Source organism: Chitinophaga sp. HK235 (assembly GCF_018255755.1).
Taxonomy (GTDB): Bacteria; Bacteroidota; Bacteroidia; order Chitinophagales; family Chitinophagaceae; genus Chitinophaga.
Window position 1 is genome coordinate 3,256,357 of the sequence record NZ_CP073766.1, and the last position, 22,501, is coordinate 3,278,857.

The 22,501-nt window shown below is 50.3% G+C and carries 13 protein-coding genes; 5 read left to right on the top strand and 8 right to left on the bottom strand.

The features are described from left to right. The first annotated feature begins 2 nt into the window (after positions 1 to 2). Positions 3 to 353 carry a hypothetical protein gene (locus tag KD145_RS11360; protein WP_212005996.1) on the top strand — a complete coding sequence of 117 codons (351 nt, stop codon included), beginning with the start codon at positions 3 to 5 and terminating at the stop codon, positions 351 to 353. A gap of 68 nt (positions 354 to 421) precedes the next feature. On the opposite strand, the gene KD145_RS32265 is transcribed toward KD145_RS11360, so the two are convergent. Further along, on the bottom strand, positions 422 to 649 hold the full coding sequence (locus tag KD145_RS32265) for a hypothetical protein (protein ID WP_249219799.1): 228 nt from the start codon (positions 647 to 649) through the stop codon (positions 422 to 424). After that, positions 649 to 1,173: a sugar phosphate isomerase/epimerase gene (locus KD145_RS11365; RefSeq protein ID WP_249219800.1), complete on the bottom strand. Its 525-nt coding sequence runs from the start codon at positions 1,171 to 1,173 to the stop codon at positions 649 to 651. The genes KD145_RS32265 and KD145_RS11365 overlap by 1 nt, the downstream gene beginning before the upstream one ends. Positions 1,174 to 1,436: 263 nt before the next feature. On the opposite strand from KD145_RS11365, the gene KD145_RS11370 reads away from it, so the two are divergent. Both KD145_RS11370 and KD145_RS11375 read left to right on the top strand, forming a co-directional pair. Then, positions 1,437 to 1,790: a YciI family protein gene (locus tag KD145_RS11370; protein ID WP_212005997.1), complete on the top strand. Its 354-nt coding sequence runs from the start codon at positions 1,437 to 1,439 to the stop codon at positions 1,788 to 1,790. A gap of 42 nt (positions 1,791 to 1,832) precedes the next feature. Further along, the gene (locus tag KD145_RS11375) at positions 1,833 to 3,068 is read left to right on the top strand and encodes a DUF6596 domain-containing protein (protein ID WP_308219047.1); all 1,236 of its coding nucleotides are present in this window, start codon (positions 1,833 to 1,835) and stop codon (positions 3,066 to 3,068) included. Here KD145_RS11375 and KD145_RS11380 read toward each other — a convergent pair. Further along, a complete protein-coding gene (locus tag KD145_RS11380; protein ID WP_212005998.1) occupies positions 3,050 to 3,775 on the bottom strand; it encodes a LytTR family DNA-binding domain-containing protein in 726 nt (241 codons plus the stop codon). The genes KD145_RS11375 and KD145_RS11380 overlap by 19 nt on opposite strands. Further along, entirely contained in the window at positions 3,772 to 4,800 is a 1,029-nt protein-coding gene (locus KD145_RS11385; protein ID WP_212005999.1) for a sensor histidine kinase, read from the bottom strand. Before KD145_RS11385 ends, KD145_RS11380 begins: the two co-directional genes overlap by 4 nt. A gap of 215 nt (positions 4,801 to 5,015) precedes the next feature. On the opposite strand from KD145_RS11385, the gene KD145_RS11390 reads away from it, so the two are divergent. Next, complete coding sequence (locus tag KD145_RS11390) at positions 5,016 to 6,164, top strand: serine hydrolase (protein WP_212006000.1); 1,149 nt, start codon at positions 5,016 to 5,018, stop codon at positions 6,162 to 6,164. 57 nt (positions 6,165 to 6,221) lie between these two features. Here KD145_RS11390 and KD145_RS11395 read toward each other — a convergent pair whose 3' ends face one another. Next, positions 6,222 to 7,307 carry a serine hydrolase gene (locus tag KD145_RS11395; protein ID WP_212006001.1) on the bottom strand — a complete coding sequence of 362 codons (1,086 nt, stop codon included), beginning with the start codon at positions 7,305 to 7,307 and terminating at the stop codon, positions 6,222 to 6,224. An 82-nt stretch (positions 7,308 to 7,389) separates the two neighbouring features. Here KD145_RS11395 and KD145_RS11400 point away from each other — a divergent pair, with 82 nt between their 5' ends. Then, positions 7,390 to 8,361, top strand: a complete 972-nt coding sequence (locus tag KD145_RS11400; RefSeq protein ID WP_212006002.1) for a LytTR family DNA-binding domain-containing protein — start codon at positions 7,390 to 7,392, stop codon at positions 8,359 to 8,361. On the opposite strand, the gene KD145_RS11405 is transcribed toward KD145_RS11400, so the two are convergent. The 3 genes from KD145_RS11405 to KD145_RS11415 all read right to left on the bottom strand — a co-directional run bounded on the left by KD145_RS11405 (position 8,358) and on the right by KD145_RS11415 (position 22,491). Continuing rightward, positions 8,358 to 9,020 (bottom strand): hypothetical protein, encoded by a 663-nt coding sequence (locus KD145_RS11405; RefSeq protein WP_212006003.1) that lies wholly within the window; start codon positions 9,018 to 9,020, stop codon positions 8,358 to 8,360. The genes KD145_RS11400 and KD145_RS11405 overlap by 4 nt on opposite strands. Before the next feature lie 19 nt (positions 9,021 to 9,039). Next, positions 9,040 to 11,199 (bottom strand): TonB-dependent receptor, encoded by a 2,160-nt coding sequence (locus tag KD145_RS11410; protein ID WP_212006004.1) that lies wholly within the window; start codon positions 11,197 to 11,199, stop codon positions 9,040 to 9,042. A 348-nt stretch (positions 11,200 to 11,547) separates the two neighbouring features. After that, positions 11,548 to 22,491 (bottom strand): gliding motility-associated C-terminal domain-containing protein, encoded by a 10,944-nt coding sequence (locus tag KD145_RS11415; protein WP_212006005.1) that lies wholly within the window; start codon positions 22,489 to 22,491, stop codon positions 11,548 to 11,550. Between the last annotated feature and the right edge of the window lie 10 nt (positions 22,492 to 22,501).

Genomic DNA, 22,501 nt, shown 5'->3' on the forward strand with positions numbered 1-22,501 from the left:
AAATGCCTTTTGATTGGAATCTATATTTAGAATTAGGTCAGGAATTGTGTAATAAACCTACAGAGCAAGATCGAAGATCAGGCGTTAGTAGGAGTTATTATGGATTATATCATAAATTAAGAATTATGGTTGGGTTTACCACCAAATATAATCCTCACAAAGCACTTATGGATAAATTGGCAGAACAAAGGAATTTTGATGATGAATTAGAATTATCAAAGATATTGCAAGACCTGAAAGAGCTTAGAGAAAAAGCTGACTATGATGGACTTCTCCCTGTAGATCAGGCTTTTGTTAAGCGATTTATGCTTAGGCTTGAGGATGCGATAGAAATATATGAGAATAATAAATGAAAGCTTCCCTCAAACAGTAACGTTTCAAACTATTTTAACCGTCACGGTTTAGTGGAAGCTCTCCGTGATCAATATCCCCATTTTTTCATGGCAGCCAGATCCTGTTTTACGGCCTCCAGCGGGGTGAGGGACTGATAAGATTCCTGTTCTATGATGAAATAGCGGGTACCGCCGGATTTTTTGCCCAGGTCTATCACCTCTTTCACCGGGATGATCCCCTTGCCCAGGACCGTACTTTCGTAGCTACTGCCCATCTCACCTTTACCGGCTGTTTTGATTTCATCCTTCACATGCATCAGTTCAAGTAACCGAACTTCATGCCCGACTTTTTACAAAGCTCACCGCTTTTGTTGAAAACATCCATGTAGGCTTTAAAGTCATCGTAGTTTTTACGCAGGCTCTGGTCCAGCCAGGGACTGATCACATAACGTTGCCCTACGGTGGCGGCATCTTCCACAGTGTATTTCCAGGCATCGGTAAAGTCTTTTTTGGCAGCATCCCAGTGAGCAGGGCCCATAACAGTATGACCGCTGGGCATGGAAAGCCCCAGATCAGCCAGCACTTTTTTGAACTCCGTAGGGGTGTAACCGTAAAATTTCCGGTTCACATAGTTGGCATGTTCCACATGCTTATAGCCCATGGCAGCCAGTTGTTTGAGGGTACCCAGCGGGTCCTTCTTCATATCTTCCCGGATAGAATAAAGCTGTATGCCCAGCACTTCCTTTTTGCCGGCGGCCGCCAGCATTGACTTCGACAGCAGCGTGGTACCTGCCAGCGCCAGCGTTCCTTTCACTAAAAAATTTCTTCTGGAAATGTTCATGTCAAAAGTTATTTAGCAAGATGATTACGTGGAAATTTTCAATACCTGCCTAAAGTAATAAAATATATCTGTTTCACATACGATACCGGCTTGCGGCAGACCCCGTAAAACGGACCATCCAGTAAAACCCTTACCTGTAAAACATTATAGCGGTAACTGCCGGAGGATAAAAATATTTTTTCAGGCGGATGTCCAATTCGGTAATTTCCATTTGTTAAGGGGTGTTCAAAACAAATATTCCTTACAATTAAAACCTACACATCATGGACGAATTTATGCTGATATTCCGCCACCAGGACGGTAAAAAGATCGCCTCTCCCGAACAGATACAGATATGGATGAAACAGACCATGGACTGGATCGGTGGTATTGCCGCACAAAACAAGTTCAGCGGCGGCAACGGTCTTCCTTTTGAAGACGCCCGGGTAGTACATCATGATAAAGTGGTCACCAACGGGCCCTTCGGTGATATCAAAGAAACCATAGGAGGATACATTGTTGTGAAAGCCGACTCCGTAGAGGAAGCCGTGTCTTTTGCCAAAGGCTGTCCTGTTTTACAGGGAGAAGGCAATACAGTAGAAGTGAGAAGGATCGCCAAATCAGACGGCATCCACTAAATAGTTGAACAGCCCCTGTTACGGCAGGGGCTTTTTATCCCGATGATGCAACAACCCGAATTAATACCACATCTGTTCAGGACAGAGTTTACAAAGATCACGGCTGTTCTGTGCAAACATTTTGGCATTGAACATATCCAGCTGGCAGAAGATATCGCCAGCGAAACCTTTCTGCGTGCCATGGAAACCTGGACCTACAAAGGTATTCCTGAAAACCCTACCGCATGGCTGTATGTGGTGGCCAAAAACAAAGCGAAGAACTACTTTGCCCGCGCTCATATGTTTCAGGAGAAGATAGCCCCCGAACTGAAACAGCTTACTCCCGCTCCTTCCACAGAGATAGACCTGTCAGATAAAAACATCACCGATAGTCAGCTCCAGATGTTGTTTGCCATCTGTCATCCGGCTATTTCCACCGAAGCACAGATAGGCCTGGCACTGCGTATCCTCTGCGGTTTCGGCATAGACGAGATCGCCAACGCTTTTCTGACTAACAAGGAAACGATCAACAAACGCCTCTTCAGAGCCAGAGAAAAATTAAGGGCCGAAAAAGTCCAAATCAGTATACCCGATGCTGCAGCCATACAGGAGCATCTGGACACTGTACTCACCACATTGTATCTGCTCTACAACGAGGGCTATTATTCCGAAAGTCAGGATACCATCATAAGGGAAGAGCTTTGCCTCGAAGCCATGCGGCTCACCAGACTACTGCTGGATCATGACATCACCAACACCCCGGCTGTCAATGCTTTGCTGGCTCTCATGTGTTTTCATGCGTCCCGCTTTCCCGCCAGAAAAAACGAACGCGGCGAACTAATCCTTTACCAGGACCAGGACCCCGCTCTCTGGAACCTGGAGCTGATTGCACAGGGCGCCTGGTACCTGCATGCAGCGTCTCAGGGCAATACACTTACCCGCTACCATATGGAAGCCACCATTGCCTGGTGGCATACGATCAAAGAAGACAGCAGCGAAAAATGGGAGAACATTCTTCAATTATACAACCGGCTGCTGCAACTACAGTATTCTCCGGTAGCCGCCCTCAACCGCACCTATGCACTCTCCAAAGCAAGAGGTAAAGCAGCCGCCATCGCGGAAGCAGAAAAACTGGGCCTTACAGACAATCCCTATTATTATGCACTACTGGGAGAATTATACGAGGGCATTGATAACGGTCAAGCATTGCAACATCTGCAAACAGCCCAACATCTTTTTAAAACACAAACAGAAAAACAAACCATCCAGCGCAAAATTGATCATCTGCCTACCACATGATGCGCTACAAAAAAAGAAAAAAGATATTCCCTGTAAGCATTGCCTATGGCCAGCTCCTGCTCTCCTATCTGTACATCCTGATTATTCAGACTGGTCACATGCCTGAAATTAACCACCACTGATTTACTGATACGCACAAAGAGGTCCTGCGGCAATTGTTCCAGTAAGGCTTTCAGGTTGATGCCTACCATGAGTTTTCTGCCCACCATATGCAACAAACAATAATCCTTCACACCTTCTATATACAGACATTCGTTAAATACTACCCGGTGCAATCTTCTGTCAGAGCGGATAAACACATGATCCTGTTGTGTGGCGATAGCCTGTTGCTGTTGTAGTTTGCGATATCTTTTCATGTCAGCATAGTCCAGCGCCTTTTGCACCGCCTGTGCAAAACGGTTGGGGTGCACGGGTTTCACGAGATAGTCGATGGCATTTACATCATAACTGTTAAGCGCATATTCCGTATAGGCAGAAGTAAACACGACCATCGTTTCTTTGTTGAGCTGCCTCGCAAACTCCAGTCCACAGCCGCCCGGCATCTGCACATCCAGAAAGACAAGGTCCACCGGGTTCAGCTCCATAAAATCAGCGGCCCTGGCGGCTCCGGAGAAGCAGCCCAGCAGTTGCAGCGATACATCCTGCTCTACCAGCAGCCGGATTTTCTCTCTGGCCAGCGGCTCATCATCAATTACAATACAGTTCATATGCTTAAGGTTAAGGTTACTACAAACAGCTGGTCTTTGTTTTCTACCTGCAGCGAATGCCGGCAGGGGTATAACAATGCCAGTCGACGGCGTACATTTTTCAGACCGGCTCCACCGGGAAGTGCCGTCCCTGCGGCAGCTACAGGGTTTACACAACAGAATACCAGTTGTCCATCTGTAACAGTCAGTTCCAGATTAATATAGGGGTGACCGTTATAATCGTTGTGTTTAACAGCATTTTCAACAAAGGGCATCAGTAGCAAAGCATGCACGGATGCCGCCTGTATATTGCCAGTAGTGTTTACTGATACATCCAGCACATCATGCCGTAACTTTTCAAGATAGAGAAAGTCATGGATAAACGACAGTTCCTGCGGCAGCCCTACCTGGCCGTTGCCAGCCAGATACAACTGATAACGCAGCAAACGGGACAGTGTATGCACTACCTCCGAAGCCCGCTGCTGGTCGGCATATATCAGCGTATCCAGGTTGTTGAGCGTATTAAACAGAAAGTGCGGCGACAACTGTTTCTTAAGATTTTCCAGTTCTGTCTGCAGGCTGATAGCGCGGTGATAGCCGGTTTCCAGCCACTGTCCGAATAATTTCACCGCAGTGGAAGCGGCCAGCAATGCCAGCATCATCACATAAAAGACAAGGGCGTCTTTTGTATGATAAGGTTTAAAACTTTTGCCGGCCTTCAGCAAAGGTGTCATCAGTGGCTCCATCCAGACCGTCAGCAACATCAAAAAGGTGATCACCCCAAACACAGCCATGATATATTCATAATAACGATACCGCAGCAACAGGCCAGGTACCAGCAGGTAGATATTCACATAAGGTCCGGCCAGGAAAAATATAAGCCCCAGTACTTTCATGAAAGCTTGCCATGCCGGTTGGTATTCGTCCATGCCCACTGCGAAATATAAAATCACTGCCGGCAGTACATGGCATAGTATCTTATAGGCTACGGATTTCCTCATCCATAGCGGCAGTTGTATCATTTCACTATGAATAGCTGTCTGCATCGGGATTTTAAAAAAAGGCGGATGTACGAACTACGCTGCGCGAACAACCAACCCTGTGATTTGATCTACCAATAATACGCGGCTGCCTGCCGCTTACCCCTATCCGGGCATTTGTTGCCGGAGGAAAGCGGTTGCCAGTCATTTTCCCCGGCCTTCTATAATACCAGCCATATGCTTGCGGCCTATGCCTTTGTTTTGCTGAAAAAAGAAAAGTAATGATGAGAAACCTCTGCTTAGCAATTTTATTCGCCTTTGTGGTCAGCTCCTGTAAAAAAAATAAAGATGAAGTAGTTCAGCAGGAACCGCTGAAAACAGCTGCAGCATCACAACAGGTAGACAAACTAATCAACGAGATTAAAATCCCCGGTGTAGCGGTGGCACTGGTAGGCCCTGATGGGATTGTATGGTCCAGAACTGCAGGCATGGCCAACCTGGAGAAAAAAGAAGCACTCACCAACAAAACTGTTTTTAAACTGGGCTCTGTTGCCAAGCCGTTTATCGCTTTCAGCGTAATGAAGCTGGTGGAACAGGGAAAGTTAAACCTGGATGCTAACGTCAACGACTATCTGCCGTTTACCGTACAAAACCCCAAAAACCCGGGTAAAAAGATTACCCTGCGGACCTTATTGAGCCATACCTCCGGTATTATTGATACCGTGTACAGCAGATTTCTTTTGGAGGACTTTGTTGTAAAGGAAATAGACCATCCGGTTCCTATCAGCGAGTACATACGCAGCATGCTCGACCCTACCGGAAAATACTACAGCCCGGACACCTTCCTGGATGACCGTGAAAAGCCTGTCTACAGCTATTCCAATGTGGGTGCTACACTGGCTGCATATATTGTGGAACTGACAGTAAAAGAAAATTTCGACACCTGGGCCACCCGCCAGTTTATTGCTCCTTTAAACACCACCACTTTAACATGGCATCTGCGGGATTTCGCGTCCCAACCCTTTGCCATGCCTTATGGCCCGGCATTGCAACCCTGGGGCAAATACAGCATGGTCGATTACTGTGCCGGTGGACTTCACAGCAATCTCACCGACCTGGCCACCTTCGCAAGGATGCTGATTAATAACGGTAACGTGAATGGCCAACAGATAATAGCCGCCAGTTCACTGGATGCTATGGGGCAGGTGCAATATCCTGATATCAAATCTACCCAGGGCCTTTTCTGGGAACGTTACAAAATGGACAACCGTCCTGTTTTCGGGCATTCCGGAGACGTATGGGGCAGCCATTCCCTGCTGTATATCAACCCTGAAAGTAAACGGGCCGCCATCATTCTGTATAACCGTGACCTGGAAGACAATCAACAACCAGAAATCAATAAACTGTTACAAATGCTGCTTTCCCTATAACACATAAAAAAGCCTCCACCTGTTATTACGGGTGGAGGCCAGCAGCTGAAACAAACATTATTTTATTTTTGTAATGGCCTTCAAAACCCTGTACACAAACATAACGCCCCTCGTCAGGAAGCCCGAACGATTGAAGCTGCCCGCTATATAAATATCAAATACCGGATTAAAAAGCATAAAGGAACCAGTAGAGCCCAAATGGCCCCACACATCATATTTACGGGTAAACATATGCATTCTCACCCGCATCAGTCCCATACCGTAATCCACGCCCGTCCAGGTTTTCCGCCACACCATCATCTTCTCCAGCGACGCCTGGCTGATCAGCCGGCCTGTTGTCAGCGCCTGCATAAAAATGATCAGATCTCCGGCTGTGCTGATGGTTTGCCCCGAAGCATAGATACTGCTGAAACTTCTGTACTCCTCCACACGGATCTCTTTTCTGCGCAGAAAAACACTCGCCACCGGATAAAGACTGCTCACTGCCGGAGTGCTATACTGCAACAGATAAGAGTGTTGCATACCCAGCGGTTCAAAAATAAATTCATGTAACACCTTTTCGTAGGGTTTGCCGGTAACCGCCGCAATCACCAATCCCAGCAGGTTGTAGCCGGTATCGGTGTAATGTAGTTTTTCTCCCGGCGGGAAAAGCGGGTCTATATGCAGTTTGGTCCAGCTCACTGTTTCTTCCGGTGTCCAAAGCCGGTCCGGCACTTCCAGCAGCAACTGAAGGAAATAGGGTCCGTTGCCGGGTTTGTCTTCATAAAAATCCGGCAGTCCGGAAGTATGCGACAACAGATGCGCAATGGTGATGTCCGCCGTGTAATCCCGGCCTTTGTATACATGCAGGCCCTGTGTCAGCGAGGCCGGCAGATAACGCACCAGCGGATCTTCCAGACTAATCCGGCCCTGTTCCACCAGCATCATGATGATCACAGCTGTAAATGTTTTACCGATGCTGGCCGTATGCCAGGGCTGCCCGGGATCAGCAACTACACCATTTGTGCTGCCGGCGGCCATCTCCCAGTCTACCGCATATTTCGCCGAAAATACTTTCAGATAGGCATTGTAAACACAGGGCCCTGCCGCTGTTTTTTGAATAAACTGCTGCTCCAGTTTAAATTTCGTCTCCAATAAATTCATATAGGTTCAGGGGAAATGAATATCTATTATAGCCCAGGGCTTCAGCCCTGGGATGCTTGAAATTATTTATTCGCTATACAAGATGCGCAATAAAACCGGCTTTCCCTATATAAACCCGTTAAACCTGCATGAAATATCTACCACCAGCCTCATTCCGTCAAGAAAATATTACATTTACAACATGCTCAAGCAGGTCAACCAATTACTCAACAGAAAATATCCCTTTGAAATAGTCAGGATGAAACCGATCCTGATCATCAGTATGCTCATCAGTGCGGTGGTGTACGTGTATCAACCTTTCGGCTTCAGCCAGTATCAAAAAAACAAACTGCTGGGCGCTCTTCCTTTTGGTGTGGTCACTTTTTTGGGGCTTCTTTTCTGCAACTACTTCCTGAAAGGCACCCTGCTGAAGAACAAACAAATCAAATGGACCATCCTCTGGGAGGCAGGTCATATCCTATCGGTTTTTCTGGTGCTGGCATTTTTGAACACACTGGTTTTTCTTTATTTTTTTGAAGATATTCACTTTTTCCGGACAGCCGATACCATCACACAGCTACAGCTACTCCTGCACGTGCTGATGCTGACAGTAGCTATTGGCATCTTCCCTGTGGCAGCCGTTATCACCATCCGGTACAACCGTGCCCTGCGCAACAATCTCAACAGCATCATCCGCAGCGATCAGCAGCTGGCCCCTCCGGATCCCACCAAACAGCTCGTATTTCCGTCTGCCAATACTACCGAACAGCCGTTACATATCAGCATCCAGGATTTCCTGTTTCTGGAAGTGGTAAAAAACCATATCCATGTTTATCACCTGGTAAATGGATCAGTAACGACAACGGTTATACGTAATACACTAACCACCATCTCCGAAACCATCCAGGACGCGACCCTCTTTCGGTGCCATCGTTCTTTCCTGGTCAACCTCAGCCATATCAAAACAGCCAGCGGCAACTCCAACGGTTACAAAATCATCCTGAAAGGCTACGAAACCTATCCCATCCCGGTATCCAGGACTTTTGTGCCAGCCTTCCAGGAGATCATTCATTAGTGACAGCTGTTTTCCTTCACATATAACAGCTCCGGCAAACCCCAGTCGGGAGACACTGCCGTAGCGGGTTTGAAGTCGTGGAATGTTTTTTCCACCTGTTGCAGTTTGTCACAGAAGCCGTTGTCTGCCGCCTTTGTAAAGGCTGCCATCCTGTTTTGGAAGATCGCCAGCTGCAGCTGCGGACGCGGATTGTGCTGGTTCAGGCGGATGGCTTTTTCATAACCGCCTATTACCTCCCGATAGTATTTCTGCCCGTTGACAGCCGGATTCAGTGAGATCATAGCATAATAGTAATAGGCCTCCAGCGTATATACTTCCGACATATCCGCGCTGCCATTGGCTTTCAGCGCCGTCAGCTTATCTGCAGCTTCCTGCACTAAGTCTTCCGGTTTGGCGCCTGCCTTGCTCAATACCAGTTTCAGATCGAAATAGGCAATGTAATAGTCCGGCAGCCATTCGCCCGGATACATGGCTGACAAACGTTTCAAGGTATTCACCTGATCATATAGTTTGCTGATATCTTTTTCTTCCTTCACCCGGGTTAATACCTGCTGCAACATGTCCTGGCAAGTAACGCTTATTTCTTTCACAGGAACAGACTGTGCATAAACAGTGGTAACAGACCACATAACGAACATTAAAAGGAGGATCTTTTTCATTTGATATTTTTTATGTTGATTAAAAACTGGACACATCATAAGCGGAACTGCTTTTCAGGGAGATGAACAGCCCGAGATAGAAAAAACGGCTACGGGAGGCCATCACCGGCTCTCCGGCATAAACACCCTTGCTATCAGGCAATGGCGCATAACGGTAACCGTAGGTATTGGCCCTGCCTGTGAGATTGCCCATAGAGGTATACAGAATAACCCTGGGACTTAGCAGGAAAGTCAGGTTGGCATCAAGACTGAAATAGGCTTTGTCGATGGCATTGATAAACCCCGGCGTATTGGGATTATGGTAAGGCCTGCCACTGGCATAGGTGCCCGTAAATCCTGCATAGGTCTTTATCAGCGGGAAATGATATTTAAAAGACATACGCGCATTATGCCGGGAAGCAAACAGTGGGGTGGACATCACCGGAAAATCCCTGTACAGGCGTGCTGCATCATTAAAAGAATAAGAGACATTATACTTCAGTCGTTTCACGCTGGTCTCATCTGAATAATATATATCAAAACCCGCGCTCTTACCATATCCCTCAGAGGTATACACCTGTTGCCGCAACAGTTCCAGCTGATCATACGACTTATAATAAGCTTCTGCCTTCAGCAGCCTGCCATTAAAATCCCAGGAAGCACCCAATATGTAATGGGTGGCGAGCGACTGCTGCAGGTCCTGATGCGGAGCCGCCAGTACAGTATTGTCGGGTGTTTGATAATATTTGCCGTAGATGGCAGACACCTGGAATTTATCTGCCAGGTAATTCAGGGATATACGGGGAGAGAGATTCCAGGCATGGTTAAACTCCGTATATTCCAGGCGTCCTGATACATTGGCATACAACCCGTGCAGCAGCCGTATCTGGTTGTCTACAAAAGCAGCATACAACTGATTATTCAGCTGACGGTCCTGCAACAGCTGTTGCACCGTATCGTGATAAACCGTCTGGTAGCCTTTCAAGTAGGCTTCCACCCCGGTGCTCAGCCGGTAAGCCGGTACAATGGTCCTCTCCAGCTTTGCTTTGATATGCCACTCATTTTCTTTCTGCCGGTAATCATCTCCCTGAAACTTAGCGCTCCCGTAATGACTGTCCACATAAGAAAAAGCGGCACCCAGGAACAGGCGGGTATTATGGCGGAGTTTTGTTTTCAGGGTAGCATTCAGGTAATAGTTGTCCTGATGCAAGTTGAAATCCCTTAATGGCACATCATTCAGCGTATCGGCAAAAGTGCGGATGAAGGCAGTCCTGTCGTAGGCGGTATACAGTTTAAAAAGGCTGCGCGGGCCGGGCGCCGTTTTGTACTGGGCTTCGGCAGATATTGACTGGTATGGTTTTTTCCAGGTGTACCGGTCGGGTAGGAACTGGTTGTACAGCCCCAGGTTCAGATAGTTGACATTCCCGGAGAGGGAACTTTTTTTGAATGCTACGGAGCCGCCACCGCCTATGCTCAGGGGAGAAACGTTGACACCAGCTTTGGTACTACCGGCCACATCTTTAGTATCCATGGGCAATACAGCCGAGAGGGCCTGCCCGAATTCTGATTCATAACCGCCCAGGGAGAAATTGATGCCCTGGAAGAGGAAAGGTGAAAACCGGCCACGGGCGGGCATGTCCTGTGCCGTAATGGAATAGGGGTTGAGCACATGCATCCCGTCGATGAAGGTCTGTGTTTCGCGGTTATCGCCACCACGGATGTACAGCTTACCATCTTCCCCTACTTTCTGTGTGCCTGGCAGGGCCATCAGTGCCCCATAGATATCGCCGTTGGAGCTGCCGGTCATCACCACGTCGAGTGCATCCAGCTTTTCCAGCGTACGGCTTTTACCCAGACTGAACGTGCTGGCCCTCACCACTACTTCGCTCAGGTTTTTATCCTGGCTCTGCAAAATGATGGACAGTGTACCCATCTCCGTTACCCGGGCGGTAAGCCGGTAGTCTTTGTACCCTATATAACTTACTCCCAGGGTCACACTTCCGGTATAGGTGGTGGCAAAACTGAATCTTCCGTCTTTCCCGGAAGTAGTCCCTTCCAGGCTGCCGGTAATATAAATATTGGCGCCTTCTATCGGCATCCCTTTATAATTAGTGATGATCCCGCTGATCACAGGTTGTTGAGAATAGCCCTGTTGAAATGTCAGCAAGAGGGCAAAAAAGAGTATCATTTTTAAACGCATAACGGATGCTTTTGGTCAAAATCCGTGGCCGGGCCACAGCACAATATTAAATTGACCATCACTGGTTTTCAACACGTTAAGACGAACAACAAGGCTTTGGGACGAATAACTAAGGGCTGTGACGACCCGTTAATCATTGGGACAGGCAGGCAGGATTTACGGGCAAAAAACATAACCGTTAAAGACCCTTGCAATAGTCATGCATTTCAAAAAAACATTCTGATGGAATTTAAGCCAGTGACAGATGATGAAGTAACAGCCCCAAAGCTGTAGTCTCTGAACATAAAAAAAGACGCAAAGGCTCTCGTAGTCCTTTGCGTCTTTTGTATTTTTTTAGAGAGAAGAAAATCAACGTTCCAACAACACCCATCCTTTGAACTTCCGCTCACCTTGTTCCGATGGCACTGTCAGGATGTAGAAATAAGTGCCTTCACTCAATCCTGCTCCATCCCAGCTGTTGTCATAATTCTTGTTCTGGTATACCTGGTTGCCCCAACGGTTATAGATGAACAAGCCAGATCCCGGGAACCGGCTCAGGCCCGGTATCACGAACTTATCATTCTTACCGTCTCCGTTAGGTGTGATCACATTCGGAATAAAGAGATCTTCTCCTGTCACTTTCACAGGGCCCACGGTAGAAGTATTATCAGTGATATCCGGATCTTTTTCATTACCCTTGATGGTAGCGGTGTTCACGATATCTGCACCAGTTGCCAGTTTAACCGTAAACGTTAGGGTGGCTGTAGTACCCGGCGCCATGTTAGCCAGTTGCCAGTTGATGGTGGCGGTGGCTATATCGTAAGCAGCCTGACCGGCGGAAGCAGAGAGCGTAATCGGTCTGCCCAGCATGTTTTGCAGCTGGTCCCGCACCACTACGCCAGTGGCCGCATCCGGGCCGTTGTTGGTAGCCGTGATGGTAAATGTCAGTACGTCATTGACATTGTAAGGCGGATTAGTATTCAGTTTTTTCACCACTTTGAGGTTGGCGAACCGGTCTGTACTGATGATCACCCTGCTGGTATCCGGTGTGCTGACATCCGGTGGTCCGCTGATGACAGCGATGTTACGGACAGAACCGGCACCGGTGATGGTCATATCATAACTCCAGCTGCGGGTTTCGCCACCATTCAGCAGTCCGGCGTTCCATTGCAGCACGCGGGTGGTACTGTTGTAAGTGATAGTGCCAACGGGCGGGTTGCTGTATACCGGATCGCTTACCAGTGTGGCCGGCGGCAGTGTATCGATCACCACTACCGGGTTAACACCCGCGATACCGTTGTTCTTCACCTGCAAGTTATAACTGATCACCTGTCCGATGCTATAAGGCCCATTAGCCGGATTAACCGATTTTATCACCTGCAGGGCAGATTTAGGGAATACCATAGTGGTGGCAGTACTGCTGTTGTTGGTGCTGTCCTGCTCTGTAACACCAGCAGGAGTACTAACAACTGCCGTGTTCATTATCTTACCCGGTGTGGCAGCGGTGGCAGTCACCTGCAGCACCACTTTTGCTCCTGCCGGGAAGGTCCCGATAACAGCGCTGACGGTACTGCCGTTAATGGCTGGCTGTACATTAGCAGCGCCGCCATTCAGTGAAGCTACTGTGACAGCCGGTTGTGTAAGCCCTGCCGGCAACATGTCTGTCACCGTTGCATTGTCTGCGGAAGATGGTCCGTTGTTGGTAACGGTAAGCAGGTAAGTCACCTTACTGCCCACAAATACTTCATCGGGACCTGTTTTCACCATTACCAGATCAGCGGCGCTGCCAATAGTGCTAACAACAGTGTTGGAAGCGATATCGGTGCCGCCGGCATTATTCAGGATAACATGTGCTACGTTGGTAACGCTGCCGGAAGCGGCGTTAGGCTGCACTGTACCGGTGATGACGATGGTCAGTCCGCTGGTATCTGCAGCGGGCATGTTCACATTCACCTTCACCTGGTTACCGGTACCGGTGGCGCCGCTGTTGATGACAGTGCTGCGAAGCGGTGTAGCCGTCCACGTTACATTGGTGAGCACGCCCGGTATCATATCTGTGATGTCAGTATTCACCGCATCGCTGGGGCCCGGATTGACCACGCTGATGACATAGATAGCCTGGTCGCCGCGTATCATAACAGCCGGGCCGGTTTTGCTGATCCTCACCCTGGCAGATACTGTCAACTGGGTGGTGGCCGTAGCTGTTTGTGGCGATGCTCCTGTTTCAGAAGGTGTCACCGTAGCGCTGTTGACGATAGTGCCGGTAGCGCCGGGGGCTACCATACCATTCACGGTGATGGTTATATTATTTCCAGCGCCGGAAGGCATATCGCCGGTAAGGCTGATATTATTACCGCTGCCGGCAGCAGGGCTTTTTATCACGGCAGTGCCGTTGGCTACCGCTTTCCAGGTCACCTGCGTGATGGTGGCCGGCACGTTATCTGTCAGCGTGAAATTGAGTGCATTGCTAAGCCCGATATTGCTGGCGATGATGGTATACTGTATCGGCTGGCCCGCAGTAGTGGTGGTGGGGCCATCTTTCTGTATCTGTAATACCGGTTTGGCGGTAACTACTGTTTGTACCAATGCAGAAGTATCAGCCGGTGCTCCGGGTTCTGCCGGCGTAATAATGGCCACGTTATTCAGTGTATCCCTGAAGGCGGGATCTATGGTGCCATTAACGGTAATGGTAATATTATTACCAGTGCCTGGCGGAATATTCGCGGTAAGGCTTACCAGGTTGCCGGTACCGGAAGCAGCACCGGTAAGCTGTGCATTGCCTGCAGCTACTGCAGTCCAGCTCACACCTGTTACCGCGGCGGGTACTGCATCTGTGATCACCGCATTGCTGGCAACACTCGGGCCATTGTTGCTCGCAATGAGGGTATACGTGATTTTCTGGCCGGACTGTAATGCTGCCGGACCAGCTTTGGTTATCTGTACGGCGGGCATCAGCGTAACGGTAGTCTGTACCTGTGAGGAGTCCGGTGTATTGCCTGGTTCTGCTGCTGTTGCAATACCAGTGTTGAGCAACTGACCGGAGAAGGTAGAATCTGTTTTACCCTGGATGGTCACCTGCACGACTGCTCCTGCGGGAATATCGGCCACTACATTTACATTGTTGCCGCTGCCGCTGGCTCCTGAAGTGATCACGGCGCCGCCGCTTACTGCGGTGGCTGTCCAGCTCACCTGTCCTACCGCTGACGGCACTACGTCGCTGATAACTGCGCCAGTAGCGTTGCTCAGCCCTTTATTGGTCACCTGCAACTGGTAGAGTATGGGCTCGCCTGCATGCAGGGACTGCGGACCACTCTTACTGATCATCAGTTCCGGATGTTGTTCTATCTCGGTGATCACCGGCGGTGTTACCGCAGTAGGTGTTTGCGGATCAGGAGAAGTAACGGTGGCGGTATTGCTGAGTGTACCGGTAGCATCGGGCAACAGGGTACCGGTAACCATAATGGTGACGGTAGCCTGGCCAGTAGGCGGAATATCAGCATTCACACTGAGCTGATTACCGGTACCACTACCACCGGCTGTTACCACGGCTCCGCCGGAGGTGCTGGTAGTCCAGGACACTGACTGGATACGTGCGTCGATGGTATCAGTGATATGCAGGTTACGTGCAAAGGCAGGACCATTGTTGCTAACAGTGATGATATAGTTGACTTTATCTCCTGCTGTAATGGTTACAGGTCCTGATTTACGTATCTGTACATCAGATTGTTTATTCACCACAGTAGTAACAGAATCGGACACCTGCGGCACTTCGCTGCTGCTGGCGCTGGCCAGGTTGGTGATGTTGCCGGCAAAGTCATTATTCAGTGTGCCCGTAATCGTGATAGCTACGCTGTTGCCCGCTCCACCGGGGATGTCGGCGGTAGTGTTGACACTATTGCCTGTTCCGGAGAAGGGTCCGGTGAGTTGGGCACCACCGGTTACATTCGCTACCCAGCTTACATTTGCCACGGCAGCAGGTACCTGATCAATGATGCTGACACCTACGGCATTAGACGGACCGGCGTTGGTCACCACTACCTGGTAAGTAATGGTATTGCCTGCCTGCGCCTGTGCAGGACCGCTCTTCCGTATCTGTACACCGGCATTACGCCCGATGGTGGTGATTATACTGCTGGTATTGTTAGCCAGATTATAGTCCGTAATATTGGCTACCGCAACTAAAGCCGTATTGATGATAGTACCTGCAGCCGCGCTGCCGCTGACAGTACCACTAATCTGAACAGTGATGAAGTTGCCACTGCCTGCGGCCAGTTTACCTGGTATGACAATGTTGCTGCCACTGCTGTCAACTTCCTGACTGCCGATTACGCTACCGGTACCGGTTACAGTGGCCTTCCAGGTAACATTGGTGATCGTTGCCGGCACCACATCGGAAATCACAAGTGAGTCTACATCATGTGGTCCTGCATTATATACCTGAAGGGTATAGTTGATGGTTTCTCCTGCCAGTATGTGCTGTGGTCCGCTCTTGACGATGCTTACATCGGTGGACTGATTGACGGTGGTAGTGACAGAGCTTTGTTTGTTTGCCCCGGCCACTACGGTGGCGGTATTGGTGAAAGTTGTATTAGCTGTTTTATTAACAATACCTCTTACCAGTACCACCAGCATATTACCATTGCCTACCGGTATATTGCCGGTGGTGCTGATCGTATTGCCAGTACCGGTAATAGGCCCGGTGACAGTAGCATTGCCGGCAGCCGCAGCCCCCCAGGAGCTTACCGTCACATCTGCCGGTACAATATCATTGATGGCCGCACCGGTAATATTACCGTTACCGCCATTGGTGACAACGATACGATAGAAAATGGAGTCCCCGATATTCACGACAGAAGGACCGGTTTTGGAGATGCGCACGATAGGATCGTTATCTACCGACATGGTAGTAGTGCTGGTATTGTCTGCCGGATTAGGGTCGACAATCGGGCTGCCTGCAGGCAGAGCCACTGTCGCGGTGTTGGAGATGAGAGCACCGGTAACAACAGCCGGGCTGAGTACACCTGAAATGGCCACCTGTAATACGCCTCCCACCGGAATATCGGCGGTAAGGTTCACATTGCCGGAGTTACTGGCCGGTGTGATATTGGCAACACCGCCTGTACCGGCGGTTACCCAGCTTGGGCTTTGCAATTCAGCAGGCAGTGTATCCTGTACATGAGCACCGGCCACATTGGAAGGCCCGTCGTTATACACCATTAGCATATACTGCATCGGTTCTCCGGCACCCTGGTTGGCCGGACCGCTCTTCACAATCCTCAGATTGGCCACCCGGTTCACCGTTGTTACCACAGTAGCGGTATCACCTACCGGTGTTGCGAATGATGGATCATTGACAGCAGTGGCCACGTTGGTGATGCTGGGATTTGCATAGCTCGGATCTACCTTACCATTCACCTGTACAGTGATCATCGCACCGGTTGCAATGGGTATATTACCGGTCAACTGCACATTGCCGGAGCCGCTGGCGGCAGAAGTGATGGCTGCACCATTGGCTGCAGTGGCCGTCCATGTTGCATTTAATACCCCTGCAGGAATCACGTCACTGATGGTCAGGTTACGGGAATCACTCGGACCGTTGTTGATCACCTGCAGCGTATAAGAGATGTTATTACCAGCGGTGATGCTGGCAGGTCCGGTTTTACTGATCTGCAGCTTCGCTGCGCGACTGATGTTAGTAGATGCTGTGGAGCTTACCGGGGACACACCTGGCTCAGCAGCTGTGGCGGTAGCCGTGTTGGTGATCACGCCGGCAAAATCGGATTGCACGTTACCAGTGATGGTAATGGTAATACTATTACCAGTACCTGCGGGGATGTCGGCCACCACGTTCAGCTGGTTGCCTGTACCGGTGTTGCCGGAACTGATGGTGGCGCCTCCGCTGGCTACTGCTGTCCAGGAAGGATTGAGCACTGTTGCCGGAATAGCGTCGGTAATCACAGTAGCCCTGGCATCACTCGGACCGCTATTTTCCACTTTAATACTATACTGGATAGTTTCTCCGGCGTTCATCCTGGCCGGTGCAATTTTATTAATCAGCAGCTTGGGCTGTTGACGGATAACAGTAGTAACCGTATCAGAATTTACGGGCGGCAAGCTTGGTATCCTGGGATCAGCAGTGGCCACATTGATGATGGTTGCTGCCAGTGTAGCCGATGGCAGCGTGCCGGTCACCATAATGGTCACCGTCCCCGTGCTCACCGGAACATCAGCGCTCACCTGCAGGTTGTTGCCGGTGCCGGTAGCTCCGGTGACAATCACCGCGCCGCTGCTGGCCGTAGCTGTCCAGCTGACATTCTGCAGCTGTGATGGTATCTGATCTGTGATCAGCACACCGGTAGCATTGGAAGGTCCGGTATTGGTAACAGTGAGCAGATAGTTGATGGTTTCGCCGGCGCTGGCTGTTGCCGGACCAGTTTTCACTACGTGCAGGGATGGCTGTTGTACTACAGTGGTCACTACAGGGGTAGACACCGCTGGTACAGTACCCGGCTCGGAAGGCTGTGCAGTGGCGGTGTTGGTGAAGGTACCCGCAAAAGCAGGATCTACTACCCCATTGATGGTAATGGTCACGCTATTGTTGCCTCCACCTCCGATATTGGCGGTAACAGCCACTGTATTACCGGAACCGGTAGCACCACTAACTATCGAAGCCGTACCATTGACAACTGTAATCCAGGTGGTTTGTGTAACCGCTGCCGGCACTATATCTTGTATGACCAGGTTATCTGCATTAGATACGCTGGTATTGGTCACTACCACGGTATAAGTGATGTGTTCCCCTGCTTTGAGGGTGGAGGGCCCTGACTTGGACACACGGATCACCGGCAGTTTACGCACCAGCACTGTTTGTGTGGCCGTTACCGGTGGTACAGGTTCAGACGGGGTGGCAGTGGCATTGTTCACAATAGAACCTGCAAAACCCGGATCTGTCTTACCTCTCACCGTGATCACAATCTTGTTATCATTACCGGATGGAATAGAACCGGTGATCTGTACATTGTTGCCGGTACCGCTGTTGTTGCCGCTAATAGTAGCCTGCCCGAGGGCACTGGCCGACCAGCTTACACCGCTCAATGCAGCAGGCACTGCATCCGTCACTACCAGGTTGAGGGCATTGGAAGCCCCTGTATTGCCTACTTCGATGGTATAGATCACACTATCCCCTGCCAGTACCGCATCGGTGGCCGACTTAGTGATAGTGAGCTGTGGCAGCCTGTTGACAACCGTTTGTTTGGTAGCTGTATCTCCGGTGCTGCCGGTCTCAGTCGGGATGACCATTGCAGTATTGCTGATAGTGCCGGAGAAGGCAGGATCTATTTTACCAGTTACGGTGATGACTATATTATTTCCCATACCGGCAGCAATATCTCCCGTCAGGGCAATATTGTTTCCGGAGCCCTGTGTTCCACTGGAGATGGTGGCATTGCCGTTGGCCACAGCTGTCCAGGTAACCTGCTGCAGGGTAGCCGGCACATTATCATTGATCTGCATACCCCTGGCGTTGCTGGGGCCATCGTTGCCCACCGTAATTACATAGGTTACCGAACTTCCTGCCCTGGCAGTATCCGGGCCTGTTTTGCTGATGGTGAGTGCTGCCTGCGGCGTTACATTGGTCACCACTTCATTGGAAGTCACCGGTGTGGTATTAGGCTCTGATGGCGTTACCACAGCTGTATTACGGATAGGGCTATTGGTGGGAGGCTGAATAGTACCGTTGACAATAATATGTATAACGGATTCCGCAGGCATATTAGCTGTTACAGACAGCTGGTTGCCGGAGCCCGTAGCACCGCTGGTGATGACCGCGCCACCGCTGGCCACAGCCGCATTCCAGGTAACGTTATACAGGGAAGCCGGCACGATGTCACTCACTACCGCCTGCGAAGCGTTGGATGGTCCTTCATTTTTTACGTCTATCGTATAGGAGATCTGTCCTCCGGGGATAGCCGTAGCCGGACCGTTTTTGCTGATGGTAAATTTCACCACCTTACGAACGGTGGCCACATCAGTATCTGATACCGGCGGCACGCCTGGCTCTGAAGGAGTGGCAGTAGCTGTATTGGTAATAGTACCACTAAAATCACCACTAACGACACCGGATATACGAATAATAATGCGGTTGGATGAACCAGCCGGAATATTACCAGTCACGCTGATCTGATTACCGCTACCGCTGTTGCCGGCAGTGATGGCTGCAGCACCTTGCGAGGTGGCAGTCCACTGCACCTGTTGCACGGCGGCTGGTACGGCATCTGTAATCACCGTTTTGACCGCATCGCTGGGCCCGTTGTTCATCAGGGTGATGACGTATTCAATAGGTGTGCCGGCAATGGCGATCACGGGCGAAGTACGGCTTTTGTCTATCACCAGTCCCGGTGTGCTGCTGATAACAGTATTGGTGGTGTTGGATGTAAATGGCCCTACCGTGGTCTCCGTAGGGGTCACGGTAGCCACGTTGTCGATATTACTGGTAGCATTGGCACTAACGGTACCGGTTACACTGACATATACTTTTCCGGTGTCAGTAGGGGTCACTGCACCCGGATAATTGGCCACTACCCTTACATTGTTGCCCGTGCCGGTAGCGCCGGAAGTGATACTCACCTTGCCGGTGGCCGTAGCTGTCCAGCTGACGTTGGTCAGTTTACCGGATATCACGTCTGTGAATACGGCAGCCTGTGCATCGCCTAGTCCTGTATTACTTGCAATAATCGTGAAGGTAACAGACTGACCGGCCACTGCCATGGCTGGCGCACTCTTCATGATTTCGAAGAAAGGACGGCGTGCAACCGGTACCGTTACTGTAGCGGTAGCACCATTAGGATCGGGTACCACCGGAGAGACTGCAGTAATGGTATTGGTAAGATCTCCTTCGAAGGAAGAAAGGATATTGCCTTCCACCGTTATCGTGATGGTAGCATTGCCGGTGGGGATATTGGCAGTAAGATCGATATTGGTGGCAGTAGAATTGTTTTGGGTGATTTGTGCTGCACCGGTATTAGCCACAGTGACCCTGGTGCTGGCGAATCCGGCAGGCAGCGCATCTGTGATCCTCACACCGGTAGCATTACTGGGGCCTGCGTTGGTGACAACCATCCGGTACACCAGGGGCTGACCCGCCAGATAAGGTCCCTGCTCCAGTATTTCCTTTTGTGCCTGTATGTCGGCGTGGCTTACATAGGTGATGGTCACCTGGTCCTGCAGCGGAGGACAGACATTGTTGGTGATGGTCCAGGCCAGTGTGGCGCTGGTATTGGGCGCGATGGTGATGGTTGTATGCGGGTCTGAAGTATCGGCTATCGTGGCGTTACCGCTGATCACCACCCATTTGCCGGTCCCTACCTGTGGTGTGTTGGCCTGCATGTGGAACACACCGGAATTATACTGGGTAGAATCCGGGCCTGCATCAGGCAGGGTAGTATTACCGAATTCCGTCACCTGCAGGTTGGCTGAAGAAGGCGGACAAACACCACTGCTGATGGTCCATTTAAACACATAGGTGCCGGCCACCAGACCGGATACCTGTGCATTAGGAAGATTAGGGTTATCAAAAACGGCTGTATTGGTGCCGCTCAGCTGTGTCCAGAGGCCCGTACCATTCACCGGCGTGTTACCGCTAAGGGTGGTATTGCTCACATTACACAACTGCTGATCGGGACCTACCGTAGCCGTGGTAGGAGAAGGATTGATCACCAGCGTGACCGGATAAGCAGGAGAAGTACAGCCACTGGTCCTGTTTTTAAAGGTGACGTTAAATCGATAAGTACCCGGTGCTGTGCTACCGGGGATGACCACGTTTATCGGAGACACCGCCAGACCGGCATCTGTTACCGGATTAAAACCGGGCATATTGCTGGAAGTGATACTGTAGGCATCAGCATTACCTGAAACGATGGTGTAGGGTATACTGAACATCGCAGTCCCCTGGCATATAGGCGTTACCGTACCTATGGTGGCGCTGATGTTTGGATTAACTGTCACCCGGAAGGTGCGGGATACGCCGTCACCGCTACAACCATTGATGGTGGCTGTTACCCGGTAATAGCTGTTTGCGGTCAGCGGGCCGGTATTGAGTGTAGCTCCGTTCTGTCCGGGCACAACGGTCCAGCCGCTGGTACCGTTGGTACTGGTTTCCCAGGTATAGTTGAAACCGGTAGTGGGGGTACCTGTACCTGCCTTGGGAGTAATCACTGCCGACAGCTGGGCACTGGCATTATAGCAGATAGTAGCCGGTCCTGTGATCCCCACCGTATAGTCGATCACTTTCAGTTCTACCGGATTAGACACCACGCGGCAGTTGGTATTGTTTATTTCCGCCATACCACCTGCAGCCAGCACCCGGTATTCAAAGCCCGCCACTGCATTAGGAATACTGAAGGTATGCTGGTTGTTGCCCAGGTTATTAATCACGCCTCCTTCATTGGCCCAACTGGTAGTGCCCAGTGCTCTTTTCTGCAACTGGAAAAAATAATTGGAATAGCTTCCTGCCGGCAGGCTTACGGCAAAGCCTCCCGTAGCACCGCTACATACCACACCGGTAGTTTGTGTAAAGGTGATGGGTGGACCACAGGCCGCAAAAGCAATATCATCCAGGGCCAGGTCGTTGCCATTGCTGCTGGGGGTATTACTGAAGATACGGAGGATAACGGCGCTGGTAGTGGAAGGCATCTGAAAAATACCTGCCTGCCGTACCCAGGTGCCTGGGTTCTGAAAAGGTACCAGGCCGGTGGACACCGATTTTATCGGCGTACCGTTGGGGTTATTGGCGTCTACAATATCGAAGCGCAGACTGGGCTGCGATACGCCTGGTGTGGGATTGATGTTCATAATCCAGGCAGAAAACTCGAAAGTAGTGCCCGCACATAATCCTGTGATGGTCCGTTCATAAAACTTGTCAGGAGTAGCATTGGCATCTACCACCATACAAAATCCCCGGCCATCCGTACTGGTATGATCGGGTCTGTCCACAAAATAAATATTTTTATACCCACTGGTAGTGTTGCTGATCGTGTACTGGCCCGGGAAAGGACCGGTAGGCCTTGAGCCGACGCCAGGTGCATAGTAGGTGTAGGTAGTAATACCCGCCGGCAAGGGAGGCCCGAGCGTAGGTCTGGCTGCCGTAGCCGCCTGGCCGAATGTTTCCTTAAAAACAGGATCGCCCAGGGAACCAGTACACTGCTGGGCTTTCACATGACTACCTGCCAGTAACAGCAGGATAATGTAGCATAACTGTTTAACAACACGGAACATGCCTCTCTGCACATTTACAAAAATGGACAGCCTCTTTACCATATTTGCTGGG